This is a genomic window from Sulfurimonas indica (genome assembly GCF_009192995.1).
GTDB classification, from domain to species: Bacteria; Campylobacterota; Campylobacteria; order Campylobacterales; family Sulfurimonadaceae; genus Sulfurimonas; species Sulfurimonas indica.
Window position 1 is genome coordinate 84,610 of the sequence record NZ_SDID01000007.1, and the last position, 23,689, is coordinate 108,298.

Sequence of the window (23,689 nt, forward strand, 5' to 3'; positions counted from 1 at the left end):
GTTAAATTTTCATGTTAAAAATTACACTTCTATCATCTTTACTTGCATTTTCTCTTCTCTTTCAAGCCTGTTCGTCTGATGAAGACAAAGCAGCAGAAGCAAATGCTCTACTGGCTAAAAATGAAATCGTTCTTACAGCAACAGACAATAGCCAATATGTACTCAAAAAAGTCAATGAAGGCTTCAAACTTGACAACTCAGATGCAAAGATTCTTATCTTAGACATCTTTGCAACATGGTGTCCGCCATGTCAGGCTGAGGCATCACACCTTACTTCACTGCAAAAGAAGTACAAAAATAAGATCAAGATCATTGGTGTAACCATCGAAGACAACATTCAAAATACAAAACTTGAGAGCTTTAAAAGAGATTATGATGCTAACTATACATTGGTTAACGCTCCAGAGAATAGACGTTTAGTCGATGAGATCGCCGAGAAACTGCAACTTGGAAGCAACTTCGGAATTCCTCTGCTTGTTATCTATAAAGATGGTAAACTTGTACACTACTATCAGGGGGCTGTTGAAGAGGAGTTCATCGAGAGTGACATCAAAAGAGCGTTGGAAATATAATGTTTGGATTTATAAAAAAATCACTTGGCAAAACTGTTGAGGCTATCAAAACAGTTGCACCAAAAAAGAAAATCACCTTTACAAAAGATGAACTCGAAGATATTTTGCTTGAGGCTGATGTAGAGTACGAGCTTGTTGAGATCATCCTGCGTGAGATATACCAAGAAGAGGTAACACGTGAGATACTACGTTCAAAACTCTTGGCAACCCTGCGCTATGCCGACTATCAAGAGCCGGAGTTCACACCGCCTTTTGTTGAGCTTGTCATAGGTGTTAACGGTGCAGGTAAAACTACAACCATCTCAAAACTCGCTTATAAGTACAAACAAGAAGGTAAAAGTGTTCTTCTTGGTGCGGGAGACACCTTCCGTGCCGCAGCAATTGAGCAGCTTACACTCTGGGCAAATAAGCTTGACATCCCAATAGTTGCTTCAAAACAGGGACATGACAGCTCGGCAGTTGCTTATGATGCCATAGACTCTGCCAAAGCAAAAGGCATTAAACATGTCATCATCGACACAGCAGGACGTCTCCATACGCAGACAAACCTTGCAAATGAGCTTAAAAAAATAAAACGTATCTGTGATAAAGCGCACGCAGGCGCACCGCACAGAACACTACTCATCATTGACGGTACTCAAGGAAACTCTGCTATCACACAGGCAAAAGCCTTTAATGAGATGATAGGCATAGACGGTATCATCATCACAAAACTCGACGGCACAGCAAAAGGTGGAAGCATCTTCTCTATCGCCTATGCTTTAGAACTTCCAATACTCTACGTGGGAACAGGAGAACAACCGGAAAATCTTACACCGTTTAATAAGTTTGAATTTGTTGACGAACTTTTGGATGCACTTTTTGTAGAGGAAGAGAAGTAAATTACTTTTTCTCTAATTCCCAAACTCCTGTTTAGGAACTCATCTGCCATCACTCAGCCCTCTTAAAAATATCTATTATTATATGTTCAAGTTTTAAAAATTGACTGAAAAATAATATGACAAAATGCAATATTTTACAAAGAGTAATGAAAGATTTTATACTATGTTACTGTCAGTTGGCGATTATGTGGTAAAAAGTTGTATTGTGAGGTGAAAGGTGGGACAGGGTCAGCCTTTAACACAAAGGAGTAACAATGCGACTTACCCTCGTAATTGTTATAATCTTGCTTCTCTTGGAAGTAAGGTTGTATTAAAAAGCTTATGAGGAGTTCGCGCTCCTCATCTGTCCCAACTGACTCAAATTATAACATATTTAAAAAAATAGACAAAAAGAAAATATCATGGCAAAGAAAAAAATACTCTTCGAGTGTCAACACTGCGGGCTCACTACTCCTAAATGGATGGGAAAATGTACTAACTGCGGTGCATGGGACAGTTTTATAGAGCTTAATGAACATCAACAAGAGGTCGTCAAACAGACCAAATCAACATCAGCCACTTCTGCAAAAGCGATAAGTATCAATGAAGTCATAGAAGAAGAAGTTTTTCGCTTCTCCAGTCTTGACGCAGAACTTGACAATGTTTTGGGTGGTGGTATCGTTCCGGGAAGTCTGACACTTATCGGCGGAAGTCCCGGCGTTGGAAAGTCCACCCTGCTTCTAAAGGTCGGATCAAATATCGCTTTAAGCGGTAAAGATGTCCTCTATGTTACCGGTGAAGAGTCCACTTCTCAGATAAAACTGCGTGCAAATCGTCTCAAGTCCAACCATGACTCACTCTATCTTTTAAGCGAGATACGTCTTGAGCAGATTTTGGTAGAACTTGAACATAGAAAATATGACTTTTTAATCATCGACTCCATTCAAACCATCTACTCAGAGAACATTACTTCTGCTCCGGGCTCTGTCACACAGGTACGCCAAATCACCTTTGAGTTGATGCGTATTGCCAAAGAGAAAGATTTAGCCATCTTTATCATCGGACATATTACCAAAGAAGGTTCGATTGCCGGACCGAGAGTGCTTGAACATATGGTTGACACAGTTCTTTATTTTGAAGGAGACTCATCTCAGGAGCTCCGAATTCTTAGAGGCTTTAAGAACCGTTTTGGAGCAACAAGTGAGATAGGTGTCTTTGAGATGAAACAAGAGGGACTTGTGAGTGCTACAGACATTGAATCACGTTTTTTTAACCGAAACTCGCAGCAGAGTGGCTCAGCTCTTACTGTCATTATGGAGGGAAGCCGCCCTATCATACTCGAAGTCCAAGCCCTTGTCTCTGAATCACACACACCAAACTCAAAACGACAGGCTACCGGATTTGATAATAATCGTCTCAATATGCTCCTAGCCCTTTTAGAGAGAAAACTAGAGATTCCTCTCTCGGGGTATGATGTCTTTATCAACATCACAGGAGGCATCAAAATCACTGAAACAGCGGCAGATCTAGCCATTCTTGCAGCAATCATTTCAAGCTTTCGTGACCGTGCAATTTCAAAAGAGACTGTCTTTATCGGAGAAGTCTCACTTGTTGGTGATGTACGTGAGGTCTATGCTCTTGATGCAAGACTCAAAGAGGCTAAAATGCAAAATATCACAAAGGCACTAGTTGCTAAAAAACCACTGGAGAAAAGCACAATTAAAACATATATAGTCGATGAAGTAACAAAACTCTTAGAATGGTATTAATTTAATCAATAGTAAGTTGAATTTATCTATATTAGTTGTATAATGAAGCAATAAAAATTTTTGAAGGTAAAAAATGATTGATACTGAATTTAGAAGTGAAGAGAGATTTACAAGGTTGTCTATTGCTTATGATACAGCTGAAGAAAAAGAGTGTGTAAATGAGCACGTTGACTCTATCCTTGCAAAATATGTCCGTAAACCTGAAGAGATGTATACAACAAAGGTCTCTAATGGCAAAGAAGTATTAGTTATTGAGTATCATGATGATTGTGGTCGTGAAGCTGGTGATATCTTTGAAGATATCATGAAATCTTTAGATATTACGTGTTGTTCATAAAGGTCCTAAAGTGAATCTACAAAAATATGCAGCAGGAAACGAACTCTTTAGAACATACTTTAAAAAAAACAAAGAGTCTCTTCTTGAACTTGTAAAGAGTGGACAATCCCCAAAAGCTCTTTTTATCGGCTGTTCAGACTCTCGTGTTATCCCTGACCTGATGCTCCAGACAAATCCGGGAGATCTTTTCGTTCTTAGAAATGTTGGTAATTTTGTGCCACCATACAAGCCCGATGAAGATTTTCATGCCACAGCATCAGGAATAGAGTATGCAGTAAGCGTTCTAAAGGTTCAAGAGATAATCATCTGCGGGCATACTCACTGTGGAGCATGCAAAGCCCTTTATGAGCCTATCGAAGATGCATCACTCATTCATACAAAAAAATGGCTGGAACTTGGTGAAAATGCAAAAAAATCAGCAATTTTAAGTCTTGGAGCTGATGCTGATAAAGAGGCGCTACTGCGTCTAACAGAAAAGCTCTCGGTAATCAATCAGATAGACAATATTTTAAGTTACCCAAGTGTAAAAACACGTTTTGAAGATGGCTCACTGCACATTCATGGATGGTGCTATGACATCGAAACAGGTAAAATAGAGTACTATAATGCAGATACTTATGAGTTTTTACCATTAAAAGAGCTAGTTTTACAAGATTAGCCTAAATTATTTTTCATAATTTTCGATATACTAACAAAACTATACAATTCAAGGAAGAAATATGGCTGAAGAAGAGACAACAGAAGAAGAATCTGCACCCAAAGAGAAAAAATCAAGTAATTTACTGATGATAATTATCATCGTTGTGTTAATTCTTATCATTATAATCGGAGCTGTTGTAGCTGTTTTACTAATGAGCGGTGATGATGAGGCAGTTGATGCGACTGCTGCACCACAGGCAAAAGAGAGAACAGTGTCAAAATCTACGACACGAAGTTCAAGCAGTAGTTTTAACGAGGTAAGAAAACTTGATGAAATAGGTATACTCTATCCATTAGACACATTTACAGTAAATCTAAAGAGTGATTCTGGAAGAAGATATCTTAAGGCTACAATGTCACTTGAACTTGAAGGTGAAGAATTGAGTTTAGAACTTGATGCAAAAGCACCGGTTCTCCGTGATAGAATTATCCGTATACTATCTTCAAAAACACTCGAAGAGATATCTTCAAAAAAAGGAAAGAAGAAAGTCTCTGAACAGATTATGGATACGCTCAATGCCATGCTTACAGATGGTAGAATAAAAGGTATCTACTTTACTGAGTTTGTTATTCAGTAAACAATCGCTTTGATGATAGGAATTGACATAATCAAAACCTCTCGAATGCAAAGCCTTATGGAGCGCTTTGGAGAGAAAGGTCTCCATAGATTTCTTTCCAAAGATGAGAGAGTTCTTGTCAAAAATGCTAAAAATGCTGCAGGATACTGGGCTGCAAAAGAGGCACTTGCAAAAGCTATTGGAAGTGGCATCGGAAAAGAGTGTTCCTTTCATGACATTAAAATCTATAAAGATGAAAAAGGTGCTCCAAAAATAGCCCTCTCACGCAAAGTTATTGAAAAATTTCATATTAGAGATGTTGCACTCTCTATCACCCATGATGGAGAGTATGCTATTGCTGTTGTTACTGTCGAATCTTCATCCTCCGCCGACAAAATCAAGGAGTTCTAGCTTATCTCCCTCCTGGACAACATAACTCTCCCACACATCCTGTTTTACGATGTTCATATTGACGGCCGCAGCCATAACTTTACCCTCCAGAGACAACTGTTTAAGTATCTCTTGGAGTGTTATATCTTGTGTAAATTCTCTTGTTTCACCGTTGATTATTACTTTCATTTAAAAACCTGTTGATTAATTTTTAAAATTGTATCACTGTTTCTTGAATATATAATCAATAGTTGATATACTTACCAAAAAACTAAAGAAACATTAAAGATGATACATTCAAAAGAGTTACTCCACTATACAAAAGAGCTTAGCCTTTTATTTGCAGAAGACCATACAGAGCTGCGAGAAAATACAACAGAGATACTTAATAATTTTTTTCATCATGTTGATGCCGTATCTGAAGGAAAGGAAGCTCTTGAGCTTTACCAGAAAAATCAATATGATATCGTTTTATCTGACATAAGAATGCCCCTGATGGATGGTATCGAACTTACAAAGAAGATTTATGAGCTAAATCCAGCACAAAAAATCATCATATTATCTGCTCATGATGAGTCTAAGTATCTTATTCCACTTATCAATATGAGTGTCGCAAAGTTCATAAAAAAACCCATTGATTACCAAGAGCTTCTTGATGCCCTTTTAAAGGTTTCAAAATCGATAATAAACAAAGAAGAGCCAGAAAATATACAGAATAATCTCACTCTTATCGCTTTAAATGCTAACTTTAGTTATGACAGAGAAAACAAACTCCTTATGAATAGTAGAGAAAATGTCTACTTAACAAAATATGAGATTATTTTTCTTGATCTTTTAACAGGTCAGGTAGGAAAGATATTTTCAAATGAAGAGATTGTCAATTATTATCTCCAACAAAATGAGAACATTGACGCTCAAAACATTAGAAAACTTGTCTCGAAACTTCGTAAAAAAGTTCCTCAAGACTCCATAGAAAGTGTCTATGGAGTTGGGTACAGAGTTGTCTCAGCCTCTTAGAGCTTTGAGATATACTCTGCTAAAGCATTGATCTCAGCATCACTGAGTTTTGCAGCCTGACCTTTCATCACTCCTTTCATAGCACCACCGTATGTACCATCCTGGTAGCCTTTTAATGCAGTAACAACCTGAGAAGTCTGCCAACCTTGAATAATCTGTGATTTTCCAAGTGCTTTTTTCTCACCGTGAGCTCCATGACAACTCGAACATACTGTAAAAAGTTTTGCTCCATCTACTGCCGGAGTTGCTGTTTCAACTTTAGGAGCTTCTGTTGTTGCAGTAGACACAACTTCTTCAACAACACTCTCTTGTGTCTCAGTAGGAGTTGTTTTCTCTTCTGCTACAACTACTTTTTCTTCTGTTGGCGCTGTTTTTTTTTCAACAGCAGTAACTTTTTCAACGACCTCTGTTTGTGCAGGTGCTACACTTTTACTCTCTTGCGTGTTTGATTTATTATCACTACATCCCAGTAAAAAAAGTGCTACTGCTACAGATAAAATTATTTTCATTTTTTCTCCTTATCGATTTTAGTTATTGTACAATAATTTTAGTTTATCATTTTCATAAGCAAATATCCATCGTATCAGCCATAGCAATATCCAGAGATAAAAAAGAGGAAAAAGCAGTGTTTGAAATACAAAAACAGTGATGAGCGTAATGATGTTATGTGTTGCATCATCAATGCTTTGTTGCAGAGCATCAAGTTGTTTTGAGATATTGAGACTATCAACGATATTGTTATATTTGTTGTCAAGTGAATGAAAAAATCCACTCTCTTTTTCCGTTTGCAAAATTGCTTTGTTTCTCGTCTGAATATCTTCAAGCTCTTCTTTGGTCGTTGTAATGACCTGTGTCGCTTCTTGATACTGCTCATCAAGCAAAGCATCATACATCAACTGTGAACTGTAAACGAAGATAATTGCACTAAAACGCAGTATTATCAAAAGTGCGAAAAACTTTAAGCTTATACTGAAAAAGAGTCTGTTTTGCAGCTGTTTCATCCATAAAATTCCAATACTGACAAGAGCACTCACACCCAAAGCAAACTGTAGAAAAACTTTTCCACTCAGTGTCAAAAGAAGTTTTTGCACTCCCAAAGATATGGAAGAAAAAAGCATCACCCATGAAAAACGTTCGACCATATCATTAAAAGGATCAAGCACCTCTCCCACACTGAAATTAAACCCAATACCTACAGGAGTCAAAGAGAGTTCGGTACCCTGAATCAGGGAGATAACGGCATTGAGTGCTTTTGCCAGACCAAAAGCTACCATTGCTCTCTCAAACGAAGCATCCAAAATCTGCATCGCTTCTTTGTCGATCTCTAAGAATAGATTGAAAACAAAAAGAGCTGCGATTATAAGTGTCAGCCAAACTTTCATAAAAACTCCTAATGGTTAATAAATAGTTTTTCGATATAATTGCATGAAATAAATAAGAGAAAACTATGCATTTTGAACCATATCCATTTGAAAAACTAAATGAACTACTAAAAAACATTATACCAAATAAAAACTATGCACCCTCTGTTTTAACAATCGGTGAACCACAGTTTGAAACTCCGGAATTTATCCAAAAAGCGCTACAAACAGCCTCTCCACTTCTAAAAAAATACCCAAAGACAACAGGTGAGATAGAGCTGCGTGAGGCAATGCGTAACTTTGTAAAAAGAAGATTCAATGTCACACTCAGTGATGCTGAGATAATTCCGACGTTCGGTACACGTGAGGTACTTTTCAACTTCCCTCAATTCCTGCTTTTTGACAAAGAAAAAAGCGTGATGGCCTATACAAACCCTTTTTATCAGATCTATGAGGGTGCTGCCATTGCAACACGTTCTGAGGTGATTCATCTCAACCTCACACAAGAGAATGACTTCAAACCGCAAATCAATGAAGCAGATTTGGCACGCTGTGACCTTGTTATCTTAAACTTTCCAAACAATCCTACAACTGCAACACTCTCACTCGAAGAGTTGGGTGCGTGGGTAAAACTTGCTCTCAAACATGATTTTGTACTGCTTAATGATGAGTGCTACAGCGAGATCTATACACAAAGCTCTATTCCTTCACTGCTTGAAGCTGCAAAAGCTGTTGGCAATGAAAACTTTAAAAACATTCTTGTTATCAACTCCATCTCAAAACGCTCATCTGCACCGGGACTTCGTTCGGGCTTCATCGCAGGTGACCAAGAGATACTAAAAGAGTATATGAAGTATCGTACTTACGTAGGGTGTGCTTCACCTCTGCCTCTGCAACATGCAGCAGCTCTTGCATGGGATGAAGAGTCTCACGTAGAGAGCTCACGTGAGGTCTATCGTCAAAATTTTGCTATTGCAAAAGAGATTTTGGGAACAGAGATTCCAGAGGCTACATTTTATCTCTGGATAGATGTCGGTGATGCACTTGCATTTACACAAAAGCTCTATGAGAAGTACAATGTGAAAGTGCTACCAGGAGAGTTTTTGGCACGTGAAGATGCAAAAGGTCAAAATCCCGGAGTTGGATACATCCGTATCGCTCTTGTAGAGTCTTCAGAGAAAACAAAAGAAGCATTAATGCACATCAAGGAGTGTTTAGGTGAGTAAAGAGACATTGAAAAAGAAAATCTTAGAGGCACAAAAATCAGCAGACATCGCCTCTTTGTACATACTAGAGCAAGAAGTGCATGAACTTTTTGATGAAGAGACACTTCACGGATACTATGCAAACATCTTGGACTTAGCGTTGGAAAAGCTGACAGATACACTTGAATCTCACCGCGTGATGGATATGAGTGATGTTCAGGATTTCGCAACCCTTCGTGCGCTCTATGAGTATGCAATGGAGCACTATAGTGTAGGAAAAGCAAGTGATGCGGCAGCACTCTTTGAAGTACTTGGCGGACTTAGTCGTGATGAAAAATTCTCAAACGCTATGAAACTCCATCAGAGAGCGGCTTCAGAGAATCTCTCTTTGGACGATTTTCTAGAGAAGATAGCTGACTTACCGGCAACTGAAAAAGCCGGAACATTTTATGTCAGTTACTTTACAAAAAAGGCACAAGAATTGCTAGACAATAACAAAAGCAAAGAGGGATGAACAGTATGAAGATTCATTTTATCGGCATCGGTGGTATAGGTATTTCAGGACTTGCACAGTATATGCAACACAAAGGGCATCAAGTAAGTGGTTCTGACATTAAAGATACACTTATCACCAAAAAACTTCGTGCACTTGATATTGATATAACCATCCCTCACGCAAGCTCTGCAATAACAAACCAGGATCTGGTCGTTCACTCTGCCATCATACGCCCTGACAATCCTGAAATAGTTGCAGCAAAAGAAAAAGGCATCGAAGTCTTAGCTCGCCGTGAAGCTCTGCTAAAAATCTTAGATGACCAAAAGGTTTATTCTATTGCCGGTGCACACGGAAAAAGTACAACAACAGCAATTCTTGCTTCCATTATGAATGGTTCAGCCATCATCGGAGCAGAGTCCAAAGCATTTGGCTCCAATGTTCATTATGATGATACAACAGATGTCATGATATTTGAAGCCGATGAGAGTGACGGAAGTTTTTTAAACTCTAACCCATACTGTGCCATTGTCATCAATGCAGAGCCTGAACATATGGAGTACTATGACTATAACTATGAGCGTTTTTATGACTCATACAAAACATTTATAAAATCAGCAAAATGTCGTGTGCTCAATGCTGAAGATCCATTCTTAGCAACACTCATCGATGAAGTGGATGCTAAGTGGCTCTACCCCTCAAAAGATATTTATGACATTGAGTATGTACTCATCAACAACGAGCCACACACTCGCTTTAAGTTTCGTGACCTTGGAAGCTTTGATGTTTGGGGATTTGGAAAGCATATCGCATTAGATGCAGCTTTGGCAATCCTTGCAGCATCAGATTCTATGGATATTGAAGATATTCGCAGAAAACTCCTTACATTTAAAGGAATTAAAAAGCGTTTTGATATTGTGGGACTAGAAGACAAGAGTGTTATCATCGATGATTACGGACATCACCCTACTGAGATTAAAGCTACTTTTGAATCAGTAAAAGAGTATGCACAGCTTAAAGGTTTTGACAAGATCACTGCTATCTGGCAGCCGCATAAGTACTCACGTACGATTGATAATCTTGATGAGTTTATCAAATGTTTTGAGGGTGCTGATGAGCTTATCATCCTCCCTGTCTGGGCAGCGAGTGAAGCTCCACGTGAGATTGACTTTGAAAAGAAATTTAAAAACTACAATCTAACAATGGCAGACTCTATCAAACGAGCCAACAATACTATTACCGTGGTAAAAGACAAAAAAGAGCTTGAAACGCTTGATAAAGGTCTTATCATCGGTTTTGGTGCGGGTGATATAACCTATCAGATCAGAGGTGTCAATTAAGTGGGCTATATTTACGGACTCATCATTGTAGGGATATTCTTCCTTGCAATGCACTACTTTACAGAACTCACTACAAGACAGAAGCTCTCTGTGGCACTTACTTTTACTCTGACAATCATGGCAGCTATTGCTTATAACAACTACAAAAAGAAACAGCGAGAGAAAATGCTTGAAGTCGTTGTAAAATATGAACAGGGAAAGACCATCCATTGCGGCAATAGGGATATAAACAGCTCAACTTACTCTCTTAGCATTGGCACCTACACTTTTATAGGAAAGAAAAATACTCCGCACTATGCAGAGATGATTGATGCTTTCACATGTCAGTAGATACAAAGTCCAATAAAATAACAAAGTTGATCCATCAGCTTGACCTGCAAAACCACATTGCAGAGTTTGAGAGTTTTTTCTCACGCAAACATACCCTCTACATTGAAGGCGATCAAGAACTTCACTTTCGCTACATTACAGCACTTGACAAGCTTGAATTTAAAGCACCGCCAAAAATTGCTGACTTTACAGAGATAAAACTCCATCTTAAAAAGCATGGTGTGTTGAACTTTGATCAGATATTTGAGATAGTCAAAATTGTCAGATATTTTCGCTACTTTCAAAAACGTGAGCTTGACGGACTTATCGGTGAGTGGATGAAGAAGTTTGTCGTACCTGCAAGCTTTTTTGAGATAGAGAAGTACTTCACAACCGAAGGAAAATTTGAAGAGAATCTTGATGAGACACTCTTTGGACTCTCACAGCGAATAAAAGAGTACAAAAATGAGATGAGTGGAGCACTCAAACGTATGATGAACAGCTCCAAACTTGTCGGCTATCTCGTCGATACACAGATTCACTACATCAACAATGAAGAGTGTCTGCTTGTTCGAGGTGGTTTTAATCATGTACTCAAAGGTGCTGTTATTGGGCGTTCAAGCGGAGGCTTTTTCTACGTGGCACCGGATAATATCTTAAAAACAAAAGAGAAGATCCGCTACATAGAACAAGAGCGTGAGGCAATATTTTACACCTATGCAAAAGAGTTCTCACAAAAACTTACAGAGTTGCTTCCTTTTATAAATTTTATAGACAAAGAGTTTACCAAGTTTGACAACTATCAGGCACGTGTACTGTTTGCTAAGAGTAAAAACCTTGAACTCTTAAAGAGTCAAAAAGATTCCAAAATACTCTTGCAGGAATTCATTCACCCTGCTCTACACCATGCAAAACCCATCAGTGTTGATTTTTCAAAAAATATACTAATGATAACAGGTGTCAATGCCGGTGGTAAGACAATGCTTCTAAAATCCATTCTAGCAGCTGCATTTATGGCAAAGTACATCATACCGATGAAACTCAATGCAGCAAAATCTCACATCGGAAACTTCAAAGCGATTGAAGCCATCATCGATGATCCGCAAAATGTCAAAAATGACATCTCTACATTTGCGGGACGTATGCAGCAGTTCGCTCATCTCTTTAGCTATAAAAATGCACTTATCGGTGTCGATGAGATAGAACTCGGGACTGATTCTGACGAAGCTGCGGCTCTTTTTAAGGTCATCTTGGATGATTTGATAAAACGGGGACACAAAGTCGTAGTTACAACCCACCACAAACGTCTTGCCGCACTTATGGCTGACCGTGACGATGTGGAACTGATGGCGGCCATCTATGATGAAGAAAATCGCCGTCCTACCTATGAGTTTATGCAAGGTATCATCGGTAAGAGTTATGCTTTTGAAACAGCCTCACGCTATGGAATAGCAAACAATCTTGTCAATGAAGCAAAAAAAGTCTATGGTGATAACTCCCAAAAGCTCTCCATGCTTATAGAACGAGGAAGTCAGCTAGAGCGCGAGCTAAAACATAAACATCAAGAAGCAGATAAAAAACTAGAAGAGCTTCGTAAAAAAGAGCAATCTTTAAAAGAGCAAAAAGAGCAATTGAACCAAGAGCTGCAAAAACAAAAAGCACAACTCAAACAAGAGTATGAACTTGCTATCAATGAAGCGAAAAAAGCAGCACGTGAGGGTGATACAAAAGCCATTCACCGTGCCATGAACAAAGCAAAAAAACAGCTTCCAAAAGAGGAAAAAGAACTCATCAAACGGGATGTTTCCTTTAAAGTCGGCGATGAAGTAAAATACCACTCACAAAGTGGTGTCATTGTCGCTATGAAAGGCAAAAATGAGGCTATCGTTGAAGTAAACGGTATGAAAGTTCGTGTTCAAACAAAACATCTCAAACCAACTAAAATCATCAAACAAAAGCCACGTACCGATGTCAATCTTAATGTCACGAAAAAAGCAGGTCTCAAATGCGACTTGCATGGAATGCGAGCTGAGGAAGCAACAGAAACACTTGATAAGTTCTTAAATGATGCACTTATCAACGGTTGGGATGAAGTGCTTATCTATCATGGTATAGGTACAGGTAAACTCTCCTATGCTGTCAAAGAGTTTCTAAAACAGCATCCTCGCGTCAAAAGCTTTGAAGATGCACCGCAACATATGGGTGGATTTGGTGCAAAAGTGGTACATCTCTAGTGATGCAAAAAGTTCTCACACAGGCAGATATCATTGCCGATGAAAAAGATTTTGTACTTTTTTACAAGCCTGCAGGTATGAACTTTCACTGTGAAGACGGTGAGCAAGGTTTTGTTGTTTTAGCCCAAGAACTTTTGAGCACAAATGAGCTTTACAGCGTGCATAGACTAGATAAAATGACCTCAGGACTTATTTTACTTACTAAATCAAGTGAGTCTGCCAACAAATTTGCCACAATGTTTGAAGAGCGAAAGATAGAAAAGTTTTATCTTGCCATTTCTACGCGTAAACCAAAGAAAAAGCAGGGATGGATAAAAGCTGATATGGTACCCTCACGCAGAGGAAGTTATAAACTGTTACAGACAAAGAACAATCCTGCCATAACACAGTTTCTCTCGACTTCCACCCGTCCAAATGAACGTCTTTTTCTTATTAAGCCACATACAGGTAAAACACATCAAATTCGTGTGGCACTTAAAAGTATCGGTGCTCCAGTTGCAGGAGATATCCGCTACGCAGATGCTACTGTTGCAAAAAAAGAAGAACGTGGCTATCTACATGCCTATGGATTGCATTTTACTTTTGAGAATAAAGAGTATAGTTATATTGTAGCTCCACGTGAGGGAGAACGATTTTGCACGAATGATCTGCGTGAGATACTCCAGGAAAAATATCAAAAACCATGGGGGCTCTTCTGATGGCACAAAAAGTAGCAATAATCGGTGGAGGGGCGAGCGGTCTTTTTTGTGCAATTCTTTGTGCAGAAGCAGGATGTGAAGTAAGTCTGTTTGAACAAAACAACAAACTTGCCAAAAAGATTTTAGTCTCAGGGAACGGCCGCTGTAATATAAGCAATCAAAATCTCTCAGCTGCAGACTACTTTGGACAAAATCCTGACTTTGTCAATTATGCACTCAACTCTTTTGGATTTAACCATTTTAAAAAATATATAGAATCGATGGGACTGCTTTTAGATAGCAAAACTGATGGAAGAGTCTACCCACTGAGTAATGAAGCAAAGAGTGTAGCACGTATCTTTGAAGAGCGTACTCGTGAGCTGGGCGTTATCATTCACCTCAATGCAAAGATCAACTCTGTAAAAGAGTTTCTTAACAAATATGATGCAGTAGTTGTAGCTACCGGCTCACGAGCTGCAAGTCACCTTGGAGGGTGCAGTGACGGAGAAGCATTCGCTCAAGAGTTTGGACACAACATCATTCCGGCCTATCCATCTTTGGTTCAGTTAGAAATAGACTCCAAAATAGTACATAAAATGGCAGGAGCAAAAGTAGATGGTGAAGTGACACTCTTTATAAACCACCAAAAAGAGCTAACAACAAGTGGTGATATTCTTTTTACAAACTACGGCGTATCAGGTTTTGCCATACTTGACATCTCACAAGGTGCGAGTGAAGCACTTTTAGAGTTTTCGCATGTAAGTATAGCACTAAACCTCCTGCCAAACTTTACTATGCAAAAACTCTCTGCACACATCATAAATGTAGCAAAAAAACATCCTGCTTTTAGGCTCTTAGATATCTTAACAGGCCTGCTTCCAATAAAAATAGTGACAAATCTGCTTGATTACTTACAACTTTCTCACGCAATAAAAGGAGCAGAACTTACACCAAAACTTGCTAAAAAAATAGCAAACACCATACTAAACTGGCGCTTTGAAGTAGAAGATACCCACGGCTTTCGTCATGCAGAAGTAAGCGGTGGTGGCATAGATGTCAGTGAGATAAATCCAAAAACATATGAGTCACTTAAGCAAAAAAACCTCTACTTTACGGGAGAGGTTTTAGACATTGTCGGACGACGTGGAGGCTATAACTTTGCCTTTGCCTGGAGTTCTGCTTATTTGGCTGCACAGGATATTATAAAAAACTAATCTGCTTCTGCTATAATAGACTTCTTGCATAACTCCTATAAAGTGTTGAGACATATAGGAGTTATGCTAGAAGTCTAATAAAAACAGATAAAAGGCACAATATGTCAACATCCTTGATCATAGTAATTGTAATAGCGATCATCCTTGTTTTGATGTACAACTCTTTAGTTGCAAAGAAAAATCAGGTAGATAATATTTTTGCAAGTGTCGATACACAGTTAAAGAAGCGTTATAACCTCATCCCAAATCTTGTTGCTTCGGTATCAAAGTATATGGAGCATGAAAAATCTCTTTTAGAAGAGGTTACAAAGCTTAGAAGTGAAGCAAATAAACCAAATCTCTCTGATAAACAAAAAATTGACCTTGATGCTAAGACCACAAAAACACTGGGCTCTATAATGATAGCAGTAGAGAACTATCCTGATTTAAAAGCAAATGAAAACGTGATGCATCTGCAACGCTCTTTAAATGAAGTAGAAGAGCAGATCGCTGCAGCTCGTCGTGCTTACAATCAGGCTGTGACAGATTACAACAATGCTTTGGAGATGATACCAACAAATTTTATGGCTTCAATAATGGGCTACAAAGCAAAAGATGTCTTTGTTATCAGTAAAAATGAACGAAAAAATGTAAATGTAAGTGAACTTTTTGCTAAATAATTTTTATGAAAACTATCAGTGAGCTTACAGACTTTTACTATAAAACACTCTACCCTGTCTTAGAGGAGCTAGAGAAAGAGAGAGAAGCCGTTAAAAGCAAAGTGATAAAGATAGGAATCTTTTATACACTCATTGTTTTTGGTATCGTCTTTTCTATCTTTAAATATCTGGAGTTTGAAGCTTTTGTCTATATAGCTATCTTTTATATTGCAGGATGGGCATGGATATACAAGTTTCTTATAAGTGATTATGCAAGTGACTTTAAACAAAAGATCATCGCTCCACTTATCAAAGAGATAGATGAAAACTTAGACTATCTTCCGGACCTTCATATTCCTCTTTCAAACTTCAACCGTTCAAAACTCTTTACAAGCCGCCCAGACAGAGTGAGTGGAAATGATTATGTACGAGGAAAAATCGACAACATCGATATCGCTTTTTCAGATTTTCATGCAGAAAAAAAGCATAAAGGTTCAAAAGGCAGAGAATCATGGGAGAAAATATTTAAAGGGCTTTTTATCGTCTCTGATTTTCATAAAAAATTTCATGGACAGACCGTTATACTCCCTGATAGTGCACAGTCTCTCTTGGGAGACCTCATCGGCGGCTGGCTACAGGCAAATAACTTCTCACGCGATGAGCTCATTAAAATGGACAATGTTGATTTTGAAAAAGAGTTCGTTGTCTATGGAACAGATCAGGTAGAAGCCAGATATATCCTCACGCATACGCTTATGCAAAAACTTCTCAATTATAAAAAGAAAACAAAACAGCCAATATATGTCTCTTTTGTAGGTGGAAAAATCTACATGGCCATAGAGTATAATGATGATATGTTTGAGCCATCTGTTTTTCATTCACTATTAAACTATAAAATAGCAATGGAGTATGTTTCAACACTGCATCTCGTGATTGGAATCGTTGAAGAGTTAAAACTCAATCAAAAACTATGGAGTAAAGTATGAAAATAAAAATGGGAATAGTAGCGCTCTTAGCTACACTGAATCTTTTTGCAGTTACGGTTGGTGAAAAACCTAAAGAAGTAAGCATTTCAGGTGAGAATGGTGGACTCGTTAAAGATGGTGCTGCTTGGAGTTCATCTATGCTTAAAGAGAATGTCTATGTAATGTTTTATGTTGATCCTGATGAAAAAGATGTAAATGAACATTTCACGCAGGCGTTGAAGAAAAAAGAGTATAGAAAAAAAGGTGCATACGGAAGTATCGCTATTATCAACTTAGCTGCAACATGGAAACCAAACTTTGTTATCGAGTCTATACTCAAAGGTAAACAAGAAGAGTTTCCTGACACTATCTATGTAAAAGATAAAAACAAAGTCTTAGTTGGAGAGTGGGAACTTGGTGATGATGCTTCCAATGTCCTCATTTTTGATAAAAACGGAAAACTCCTTTTTTATAAATCTGGTAAAATGAGCGAAGATGATATACAAAAAGCATTTACTCTCATTGAGGAAAACCTATAGATGAATGATGAAACAGGAATTTTAAAAAAAAGTATTCAAGATCTTTTTACTGCAAAGATGTTGCAGTACTCTATACTCCCTTTTGTTATCAGTATGATAGTACTTTATATCCTCTTTTTCATAGTAGCGGGTATCGGGCTTGAGCAACTTGGAACATTGGAAGTAAACTCTACACAAACTACCATTGAAAATGGCATCCCTCACACAGATAGTTTTACAGCCACACTTGAAGGTACGGCTATTATCAAATTTTTAATGAGCTCTGCACTTACCTCATGGATAGCTACATTTTTAGTCTATACCATTGGTGGCTTTATGACACTTTATCTCTCCATCTTTGTTGCAGTGATTGTTATCGGATTTTTAACGCATATGATCTTAAAAGAGATTCAGATGCGTCATTATCAGGATGTAGAAATGATAGGACACTCCAATGCCATTGAGGGTCTCTTTTTAGCAATGAAATGGATTTTTGTAATGATCATTCTCTTTTTAGTGATGATACCGCTCTACTTCATTCCCTTCATCAATGTTATCGCCTTTAATCTACCACTTTACTACTTCTTCCATAAGATGATGACTTATGATGTAAGTTCTAGTATCTGTACAAAAGAGGAAGACATGAAGATTCGCTTTTTTTATGAAAGTACACTCAGACTTAAAACTTTGGGGCTCTATCTGCTCTCACTTATCCCGTTCGTTATATTTTTTGCTTCGGTTTTTTATGTTATCTATCTCGGACACAGTTACTTTATAACAGTGAGACAGTTAAGAAATGAGGCTTAGTCCTCCTCTTTCTCTTCCTTCATAACAAGCGCTCGATAGTTTTCATCTTTTGCAACCAAGCCGGCTTCATAAAGAAACTGACTTGGTAGAAAGTTCTGTTTTTTAATTTTGTCATACTTTGCATAGCTTAGATAAAGTATATCTTTTGCACGCGTAACTGCTACATAAAAGAGACGTCTCTCTTCATCAAGACTGCCACCTCGCTGCATCAGCTTCCTATTTGGAAAACGACCATCCATTAAATCCACTACATAGACCTCTTTATACTCCAAACCTTTACTTGCATGCACGCTTAAAAGGTTCACTCCTTCACCCTGCGTGAGGTCAGATGAGCCCAGTATCATCGCATTTAAAAACCTGTCATGCTCAGAGTAAGGTTTCGCCAAGTCCTGCAGTAGAAGCATCTTACGTGAGATACGTACCATCGACTCCTCTTTTTGCTTCTCATCAATACTTCCGTCTTTAAGAGTTGCTCTTTTTGTGGAGAGATACTCACTGATGTATTTAAAAAGCTCAGAATCTGCAATCTTACGTACGATTGTTCGGGGCTGTTTAATGCCCTTTAAATCACGAAAAAGCAGATAGAAATTATGTAAAAAAGTTGCTGACTCTTTTGTGAGCTTCGGATGCTTGAGGATTGGATTTTTCATAAATTTTGATTCAAATCCAAGCTTTGCATACTTCCCTACTGCACCGAGTTCTAAAAAGTCATCAAAGAGACCGAGCTGATGGTTGAGCTTACGCTTCTCAAAAGGATTTTTCTGTGATTCATCAGGTGCATACAAGCCATAAAACATACTGCCGTGCCCTAAAGATTTCAGAGCGATGTAAAGCTCTTTTGCCATCGCAGACCCAATGCCACGTGCAAATTCAAAAAGATGAATGAAAGCCATCATATCAGACTCATTGACAAGCAGTGTATACAGATCAAGGACAGCTTTTACCTCACGTGAATCAAAAAAGCTCGTTCCACCTTTGCGCTTACAGTTGATACCAAGCTCACGCAGTCCTACTTCTATACCATCCGCAGAGGAGTTATTACGAAAAATAACAGCTATCTCCTCACGTGGTGTAGCAGTTTGTGAGATCTTGTCCGCTACACCGTGATACTGGTCAAAAAGCTCATCGAATGCCAGAAGTTTTGGAAGCTCGGCATCATAGTTTCTAGTAACTTCTAGTTTTTTCGGATAAATTCTCTCATTTATCTCTATAACCTTATTTGCCAGAGACAAAATTGGCATCGTTGAACGGTAGTTCTTTGTCAAAGTATGAACAACTGCATCAGGATATTTTTTCGTAAATGAACCAATGATCGTGATATCTGCACCATTAAAAGCATAGATACTCTGGTCATAATCTCCAACACAAAAAAGTGATGGTGGATTCATCGCATCGATAAGTGTGCCTTGGAGCGCATTGGTATCTTGGTACTCATCAACAAGTACCTCTTTGTAGCCGAGTTCTGCCTCTTTGGCCATCTTTCGAAACTCCAAAAGCAGGTCATTGAAGTTTAAAAAACCATACTCTTTTTTTAAAGCTTCAAACTCATCGACCACATCGGCATATATCATTGCAAAGAGCTCATGCTCAGGATAGTTTTCAACAAGCCAAGACTCAAAATGTTTCTCTAACTCTGTGTTTTGATAGTAGGAGTAAAGATCATACAGATAGTTACCTCCATAGGGCTGAACATCTGCATCTATGTGCATAAAAGATCGCTTTTCAAATACAGAACGAAAGAGCGTTTTAAGTTCACGTTGCTGTTTGAGTACAACTCGTTTATCGCGTTTTTTAAGCCATCGGTAACTTACAGCATGAAAAGTTCCCGCATCTATTCTCTTAGCTACATCTGCACCAAAATACTCTGCTACACGAGCAACCATTTCAGCGGCAGCCTTGTTGGTAAAGGTCAGCAGAAGTATCTCTTGCGGGGCTATACCGGAGTTTAAAAGATAGGCTATCCTACCTACTATGGTAGAAGTCTTTCCAGTTCCGGCAGAAGCGATAATAAGGTTTTGATTGGACGAGGAAGTAGCAGCTGCATACTGCTCTTCATTTAAACGCGATAATGGCATGGCGGAATTATACCTTGTAACTATTAAAGTGTGCTAATTATATTTATTAACAACCAATATAACATCCATTTAATAGTAAAGATGTTAGAATGTCCTCAAATATTATTTGGAGTACTTGTGAAAATGCAAAACAGTGAAAATCTCTTGCAGATTGTAACAAATGATACTAGAGACAGTATCTTAAATATGGATATTGTCACACCAAGTATCTATGCTTCCGTATTTTCAAAGTATGCAGATGATCATGATCTGTCCTTAGAAAATGAAGATGAGATTTCACGCGAAATTTTACAAAAAGAGTGTTCCTTTTTAACAGAATTACAATCACAAACAAGTAAAAATGCCAACATACTCAGTGAAACGACAACCAAAGCCATCACTGCTATGCGAGACAAAAATGAAACACTGCTTCAAGATGTCCTCAAAGAGACAGAGGCACTTCGTCAAGAAGTAGAAAAACTTAAAGAGTCTGTATATCGAGATGAACTGACACATACTTATAATCGAAAATGGCTTCATGACAACTATATAGATGATGAGAAAAGATTTACAAAAAACGGTCTGCTTGCTATTATAGATCTAAACTACTTTAAACTCATCAATGATACCTATGGCCATATCATAGGTGATAAAGTTCTCATCTTTATGGCAAACCACTTAAAAAGTATTGAAAGAGATATCGTTCGTTACGGAGGAGATGAATTTATCATCTTATTTCCAGAAAGTACTCATGAAAATCTTGCAACAAAACGTCTGCATAAGACAAGAGAGAGTATTCTTGCCAAAAAATTAAAAGCACATGAAGAGATGTTTACACTGAGCTTTTCTTTCGGTCTAGCAAGCTTTCAGCAAAACGACTCCTTAGCAGAAATCATCGAAAATGCAGATAAAAATATGTACAATGATAAAGTAAAGATCAAAAGTAGAATTACAGGTATATAGACAACCTCTGAATACATAAGCAAATCCTCACCTATATTTGGATATAATCGCGAAATTTAATAGATTTTAAGGCGATAATATTATGTCAGAAAACAAGTACAATCCACAAGAGACAGAATACAAATACTACAAGATTTGGGAAGAGCGCAAATACTTTGAAGTAGATGGCAACAAAAACATCCAAGAAGAAGATAAACACTTCGCAATTATGATGCCACCTCCAAATGTGACAGGGCGCCTTCATATCGGTCATGCACTCACATTTACACTCCAAGATATCATCACTCGTTACAAACGTATGGATGGATTCAAGACACTCTGGCAACCAGGAACTGACCATGCCGGAATCGCAACACAAAACGTAGTTGAAAAACAGCTCCTAGCAGAAGGAACAACAAAAGAGGAGATAGGCCGTGAAGCTTTCTTAGAACGTGCTTGGAAATGGAAAGCAGAATCTGCCGGTATCATGACAGAACAGCTCCGTAAAATGGGTGTATCTCCTGCATGGGAAAGAGAGCGCTTTACAATGGATGAAGGACTGCAAAAGTCTGTGCGTGAGGCATTCGTTCATCTTTACAATGAAGGTTTGATCGTTCGTGGAAACTACATGGTCAACTGGTGTACACATGATGGTGCACTCTCTGATATCGAGGTAGAACACGAAGAAGAAGATGGAAAGTTTTACCACATCAAGTACCCATTTGCTGATGGAAGCGGTTTTGTTGAAGTCGCAACAACTCGTCCAGAGACATATTTTGGAGATACTGCTGTTATGGTTCATCCTGATGATGAGCGCTACATTGATATCATCGGAAAAGAGATAAAACTTCCACTTTTAGAGAGAAAAGTAAAAATCATCGCCGATACTCACGTAGATATGGAGTTCGGAACAGGTGTGGTAAAAGTAACACCTGCTCATGACCAGAATGACTACGAAGTTGGAAAACGTCATGACCTTGAGTTTATCACTGTTTTTGATGAAAAAGGAATTCTTAACGATTATGCAGGAGAGTTTAAAGGTTTAGAGCGTTTAGAAGCGCGTGATATTATCGTAAAACGCCTTGAAGAAGAAGGTTTTATTGTAAAAATCGAAGACCATAAACACCAGGTAGGACACTGTTACAGATGTAAAAACGTAGTTGAGCCTTACATCTCAAAACAGTGGTTCGTACGTAAAGAGGTAGCAGATAAGTCCATCGAAAAAACAAATGCAGGTGAAGCAAAATTCTTCCCACCACACTGGATAAACTCTTACAACTCTTGGATGGGTGAACTTCGTGACTGGTGTATCTCACGCCAACTTTGGTGGGGACATCAGATTCCTGTATTTTACTGCGATGATTGTGGACATGAGTTTGCTTCTACTGAAGAACACCCGGCAGCTTGTCCAAAATGTGCCTCTAAAAATTTCCATCAGGACCCTGATGTACTTGATACTTGGTTTAGCTCTGCACTCTGGCCATTTTCAACTCTTGGTTGGGGGAATGGTGATGTCGAGATGGACAAACTTTTCAAATCAGAAGATATGAAAGAGTTCTATCCGAATGCACTTCTTATTACCGGTTTTGACATTCTTTTCTTCTGGGTAGCACGTATGATGATGATGGGTGAGCACTTCATTGGTGAACTACCGTTTAAAGATATCTATCTGCACGCACTTGTACGTGATGAGCATGGTCAAAAGATGAGTAAGTCAAAAGGTAACGTTATCGATCCACTTGATATGGTTAATAAATACTCTGCAGATATTTTACGCTTTACTCTGGCAATCTCTGCTGCACAAGGGCGTGATATCAGAATGAGCGAGGAGAAACTCCAACTCAACCGTAACTTTACGAACAAGCTCTACAATGCAGCAAAATATCTGCAGATGAATGTAGAGACTTTCCCTGATATGGCAGGATTTTGTGTTGAGAGTGATTTAGGTCGCTATATGATGAGCCGCTTGAACCTAGCAACAAAAGAGGTACGTGCCTATCTTGATGAGTATAAATTCAATGATGCAGCCCTTACGATGTACAGATTTTTATGGAACGAGTTTTGTGACTGGGGAATCGAACTCTCTAAAGCAGACAAAGGTGCTGTAGTAGAACTTGGTGCTATCTTTAAAGAAGCAATGAAACTACTCCACCCTTTTATGCCGTTTATCACAGAGCATCTTTACCATCAACTCAGTGGAACTAGCCTTGAAGATGGTGAGTCCATTATGATTCAAAAATTCCCTCATAAAACAAAACAGCGTAAAGAAGAAGCAAAATTTGAAATTATCATGGATGCTATTGTCTCAATCCGCCGTGCAAAAGTACTTGTTGATATGGCAAACCAAAAAATCGAGAAAGCTTTTGTGAAGATTGATGGTATATCTGACAAAGATAAAGCAATGATGACACCGTTTATCGCAAAACTTGCAAAAGTAGAAAACCTGGAGTTTACAGAAGAAAAAATCGAAAATGCGGTCAGTGACATCGCAGACAAATGTGAGACTTTCATCCCTACTGACTCAATTGATCTGACACCTATCATCAACAAACTTACAAAACAGGCTGAAAAACTCCAAAAAGAGATAGGAAAACTAAATGGCATGCTTAATAATGAGCGTTTCGTAGCCAATGCTCCTGCAGATGTACTCGAGAAAAATCGTGAAGCACTTGCAGAAGCCCAAGCGAAAAGAGAAAAAGTTTTAGAGCAGCTTAGCTCTCTAAAGGCATAA

The 23,689-nt window shown here is 38.4% G+C and carries 25 protein-coding genes; 21 read left to right on the top strand and 4 right to left on the bottom strand.

All coding sequences use genetic code 11. The features are described 5' to 3' along the window. Positions 1-11: 11 nt before the first annotated feature. From ES948_RS05075 to acpS, 7 genes are all read left to right on the top strand, one after another. On the top strand, positions 12-572 hold the full coding sequence (locus tag ES948_RS05075; protein ID WP_152183861.1) for a TlpA family protein disulfide reductase: 561 nt from the start codon (positions 12-14) through the stop codon (positions 570-572). Next, positions 572-1,453, top strand: a complete 882-nt coding sequence (ftsY, locus tag ES948_RS05080; protein ID WP_152183862.1) for a signal recognition particle-docking protein FtsY — start codon at positions 572-574, stop codon at positions 1,451-1,453. The genes ES948_RS05075 and ftsY overlap by 1 nt, the downstream gene beginning before the upstream one ends. Before the next feature lie 401 nt (positions 1,454-1,854). Continuing rightward, on the top strand, positions 1,855-3,201 hold the full coding sequence (radA, locus tag ES948_RS05085; RefSeq protein WP_152183863.1) for a DNA repair protein RadA: 1,347 nt from the start codon (positions 1,855-1,857) through the stop codon (positions 3,199-3,201). 73 nt (positions 3,202-3,274) lie between these two features. Beyond that, positions 3,275-3,538: a hypothetical protein gene (locus ES948_RS05090; protein WP_152183864.1), complete on the top strand. Its 264-nt coding sequence runs from the start codon at positions 3,275-3,277 to the stop codon at positions 3,536-3,538. A gap of 10 nt (positions 3,539-3,548) precedes the next feature. Then, positions 3,549-4,196, top strand: a complete 648-nt coding sequence (locus tag ES948_RS05095) for a carbonic anhydrase (RefSeq protein WP_152183865.1) — start codon at positions 3,549-3,551, stop codon at positions 4,194-4,196. Positions 4,197-4,257: 61 nt separating this feature from the next. Then, positions 4,258-4,815: a flagellar basal body-associated protein FliL gene (gene fliL, locus ES948_RS05100; protein WP_152183866.1), complete on the top strand. Its 558-nt coding sequence runs from the start codon at positions 4,258-4,260 to the stop codon at positions 4,813-4,815. Positions 4,816-4,827: 12 nt separating this feature from the next. Further along, positions 4,828-5,205, top strand: a complete 378-nt coding sequence (gene acpS / locus ES948_RS05105; protein ID WP_152183867.1) for a holo-ACP synthase — start codon at positions 4,828-4,830, stop codon at positions 5,203-5,205. Here the strand turns inward: acpS and thiS are convergent. Then, positions 5,173-5,373, bottom strand: coding sequence for a sulfur carrier protein ThiS (gene thiS / locus ES948_RS05110; RefSeq protein ID WP_152183868.1), 201 nt, complete (start codon positions 5,371-5,373; stop codon positions 5,173-5,175). The genes acpS and thiS overlap by 33 nt on opposite strands. 99 nt (positions 5,374-5,472) lie before the next feature. Between thiS and ES948_RS05115 the strand changes: the two genes are divergently transcribed. Beyond that, positions 5,473-6,201 (top strand): response regulator transcription factor, encoded by a 729-nt coding sequence (locus ES948_RS05115; RefSeq protein ID WP_152183869.1) that lies wholly within the window; start codon positions 5,473-5,475, stop codon positions 6,199-6,201. Here ES948_RS05115 and ES948_RS05120 read toward each other — a convergent pair. Beyond that, a complete protein-coding gene (locus ES948_RS05120) occupies positions 6,198-6,710 on the bottom strand; it encodes a c-type cytochrome (RefSeq protein ID WP_152183870.1) in 513 nt (170 codons plus the stop codon). The genes ES948_RS05115 and ES948_RS05120 overlap by 4 nt on opposite strands. An 18-nt stretch (positions 6,711-6,728) precedes the next feature. Continuing rightward, a complete protein-coding gene (locus tag ES948_RS05125) occupies positions 6,729-7,583 on the bottom strand; it encodes a hypothetical protein (protein ID WP_152183871.1) in 855 nt (284 codons plus the stop codon). Between the two features lie 65 nt (positions 7,584-7,648). On the opposite strand from ES948_RS05125, the gene ES948_RS05130 reads away from it, so the two are divergent. The 11 genes from ES948_RS05130 (at position 7,649) to ES948_RS05180 (ending at position 17,962) form a co-directional block, all read left to right on the top strand. After that, positions 7,649-8,788, top strand: a complete 1,140-nt coding sequence (locus ES948_RS05130) for a succinyldiaminopimelate transaminase (protein ID WP_152183872.1) — start codon at positions 7,649-7,651, stop codon at positions 8,786-8,788. After that, entirely contained in the window at positions 8,781-9,281 is a 501-nt protein-coding gene (locus tag ES948_RS05135) for a hypothetical protein (RefSeq protein WP_152183873.1), read from the top strand. Before ES948_RS05130 ends, ES948_RS05135 begins: the two co-directional genes overlap by 8 nt. A gap of 5 nt (positions 9,282-9,286) precedes the next feature. Further along, positions 9,287-10,600 carry a UDP-N-acetylmuramate--L-alanine ligase gene (gene murC, locus ES948_RS05140; protein ID WP_152183874.1) on the top strand — a complete coding sequence of 438 codons (1,314 nt, stop codon included), beginning with the start codon at positions 9,287-9,289 and terminating at the stop codon, positions 10,598-10,600. Further along, a complete protein-coding gene (locus ES948_RS05145; RefSeq protein WP_152183875.1) occupies positions 10,601-10,930 on the top strand; it encodes a hypothetical protein in 330 nt (109 codons plus the stop codon). Beyond that, positions 10,921-13,143: an endonuclease MutS2 gene (locus ES948_RS05150; protein WP_152183876.1), complete on the top strand. Its 2,223-nt coding sequence runs from the start codon at positions 10,921-10,923 to the stop codon at positions 13,141-13,143. The genes ES948_RS05145 and ES948_RS05150 overlap by 10 nt, the downstream gene beginning before the upstream one ends. A 2-nt stretch (positions 13,144-13,145) precedes the next feature. Then, positions 13,146-13,841, top strand: a complete 696-nt coding sequence (locus ES948_RS05155; protein ID WP_152183877.1) for a TIGR01621 family pseudouridine synthase — start codon at positions 13,146-13,148, stop codon at positions 13,839-13,841. Continuing rightward, entirely contained in the window at positions 13,841-15,034 is a 1,194-nt protein-coding gene (locus ES948_RS05160; RefSeq protein ID WP_188109454.1) for a BaiN/RdsA family NAD(P)/FAD-dependent oxidoreductase, read from the top strand. Before ES948_RS05155 ends, ES948_RS05160 begins: the two co-directional genes overlap by 1 nt. A gap of 101 nt (positions 15,035-15,135) precedes the next feature. Continuing rightward, complete coding sequence (locus tag ES948_RS05165; RefSeq protein ID WP_152183878.1) at positions 15,136-15,693, top strand: LemA family protein; 558 nt, start codon at positions 15,136-15,138, stop codon at positions 15,691-15,693. A 5-nt stretch (positions 15,694-15,698) separates the two neighbouring features. After that, positions 15,699-16,658: a DUF3137 domain-containing protein gene (locus ES948_RS05170; protein WP_152183879.1), complete on the top strand. Its 960-nt coding sequence runs from the start codon at positions 15,699-15,701 to the stop codon at positions 16,656-16,658. Beyond that, entirely contained in the window at positions 16,655-17,176 is a 522-nt protein-coding gene (locus ES948_RS05175) for a YtfJ family protein (protein ID WP_152183880.1), read from the top strand. Before ES948_RS05170 ends, ES948_RS05175 begins: the two co-directional genes overlap by 4 nt. After that, entirely contained in the window at positions 17,177-17,962 is a 786-nt protein-coding gene (locus ES948_RS05180) for an EI24 domain-containing protein (RefSeq protein WP_152183881.1), read from the top strand. It abuts the gene before it with no gap. Here the strand turns inward: ES948_RS05180 and ES948_RS05185 are convergent. Next, a complete protein-coding gene (locus tag ES948_RS05185) occupies positions 17,959-20,037 on the bottom strand; it encodes an ATP-dependent helicase (RefSeq protein ID WP_152183882.1) in 2,079 nt (692 codons plus the stop codon). The genes ES948_RS05180 and ES948_RS05185 overlap by 4 nt on opposite strands. Positions 20,038-20,160: 123 nt before the next feature. Here ES948_RS05185 and ES948_RS05190 point away from each other — a divergent pair, with 123 nt between their 5' ends. Then, the gene (locus ES948_RS05190; RefSeq protein WP_152183883.1) at positions 20,161-20,979 is read left to right on the top strand and encodes a GGDEF domain-containing protein; all 819 of its coding nucleotides are present in this window, start codon (positions 20,161-20,163) and stop codon (positions 20,977-20,979) included. An 82-nt stretch (positions 20,980-21,061) separates the two neighbouring features. Next, a complete protein-coding gene (locus tag ES948_RS05195) occupies positions 21,062-23,689 on the top strand; it encodes a valine--tRNA ligase (RefSeq protein ID WP_152183884.1) in 2,628 nt (875 codons plus the stop codon).

Excerpts from the sequence above, each read along its gene's own strand:
- ES948_RS05130 (WP_152183872.1), top strand. The coding sequence starts at position 7,649 with ATGCATTTTGAACCATATCCATTTGAAAAACTAAATGAACTACTAAAA.
- ES948_RS05155 (WP_152183877.1), top strand. The coding sequence starts at position 13,146 with ATGCAAAAAGTTCTCACACAGGCAGATATCATTGCCGATGAAAAAGAT.
- ES948_RS05090 (WP_152183864.1), top strand. The coding sequence starts at position 3,275 with ATGATTGATACTGAATTTAGAAGTGAAGAGAGATTTACAAGGTTGTCT.
- ftsY (WP_152183862.1), top strand. The coding sequence starts at position 572 with ATGTTTGGATTTATAAAAAAATCACTTGGCAAAACTGTTGAGGCTATC.
- fliL (WP_152183866.1), top strand. The coding sequence starts at position 4,258 with ATGGCTGAAGAAGAGACAACAGAAGAAGAATCTGCACCCAAAGAGAAA.
- thiS (WP_152183868.1), bottom strand. The coding sequence starts at position 5,373 with ATGAAAGTAATAATCAACGGTGAAACAAGAGAATTTACACAAGATATA.
- ES948_RS05175 (WP_152183880.1), top strand. The coding sequence starts at position 16,655 with ATGAAAATAAAAATGGGAATAGTAGCGCTCTTAGCTACACTGAATCTT.
- ES948_RS05075 (WP_152183861.1), top strand. The coding sequence starts at position 12 with ATGTTAAAAATTACACTTCTATCATCTTTACTTGCATTTTCTCTTCTC.
- acpS (WP_152183867.1), top strand. The coding sequence starts at position 4,828 with ATGATAGGAATTGACATAATCAAAACCTCTCGAATGCAAAGCCTTATG.
- ES948_RS05165 (WP_152183878.1), top strand. The coding sequence starts at position 15,136 with ATGTCAACATCCTTGATCATAGTAATTGTAATAGCGATCATCCTTGTT.
- ES948_RS05125 (WP_152183871.1), bottom strand. The coding sequence starts at position 7,583 with ATGAAAGTTTGGCTGACACTTATAATCGCAGCTCTTTTTGTTTTCAAT.
- murC (WP_152183874.1), top strand. The coding sequence starts at position 9,287 with ATGAAGATTCATTTTATCGGCATCGGTGGTATAGGTATTTCAGGACTT.
- radA (WP_152183863.1), top strand. The coding sequence starts at position 1,855 with ATGGCAAAGAAAAAAATACTCTTCGAGTGTCAACACTGCGGGCTCACT.
- ES948_RS05160 (WP_188109454.1), top strand. The coding sequence starts at position 13,841 with ATGGCACAAAAAGTAGCAATAATCGGTGGAGGGGCGAGCGGTCTTTTT.
- ES948_RS05185 (WP_152183882.1), bottom strand. The coding sequence starts at position 20,037 with ATGCCATTATCGCGTTTAAATGAAGAGCAGTATGCAGCTGCTACTTCC.
- ES948_RS05170 (WP_152183879.1), top strand. The coding sequence starts at position 15,699 with ATGAAAACTATCAGTGAGCTTACAGACTTTTACTATAAAACACTCTAC.
- ES948_RS05115 (WP_152183869.1), top strand. The coding sequence starts at position 5,473 with ATGATACATTCAAAAGAGTTACTCCACTATACAAAAGAGCTTAGCCTT.
- ES948_RS05120 (WP_152183870.1), bottom strand. The coding sequence starts at position 6,710 with ATGAAAATAATTTTATCTGTAGCAGTAGCACTTTTTTTACTGGGATGT.
- ES948_RS05195 (WP_152183884.1), top strand. The coding sequence starts at position 21,062 with ATGTCAGAAAACAAGTACAATCCACAAGAGACAGAATACAAATACTAC.
- ES948_RS05190 (WP_152183883.1), top strand. The coding sequence starts at position 20,161 with ATGCAAAACAGTGAAAATCTCTTGCAGATTGTAACAAATGATACTAGA.
- ES948_RS05180 (WP_152183881.1), top strand. The coding sequence starts at position 17,177 with ATGAATGATGAAACAGGAATTTTAAAAAAAAGTATTCAAGATCTTTTT.
- ES948_RS05150 (WP_152183876.1), top strand. The coding sequence starts at position 10,921 with ATGTCAGTAGATACAAAGTCCAATAAAATAACAAAGTTGATCCATCAG.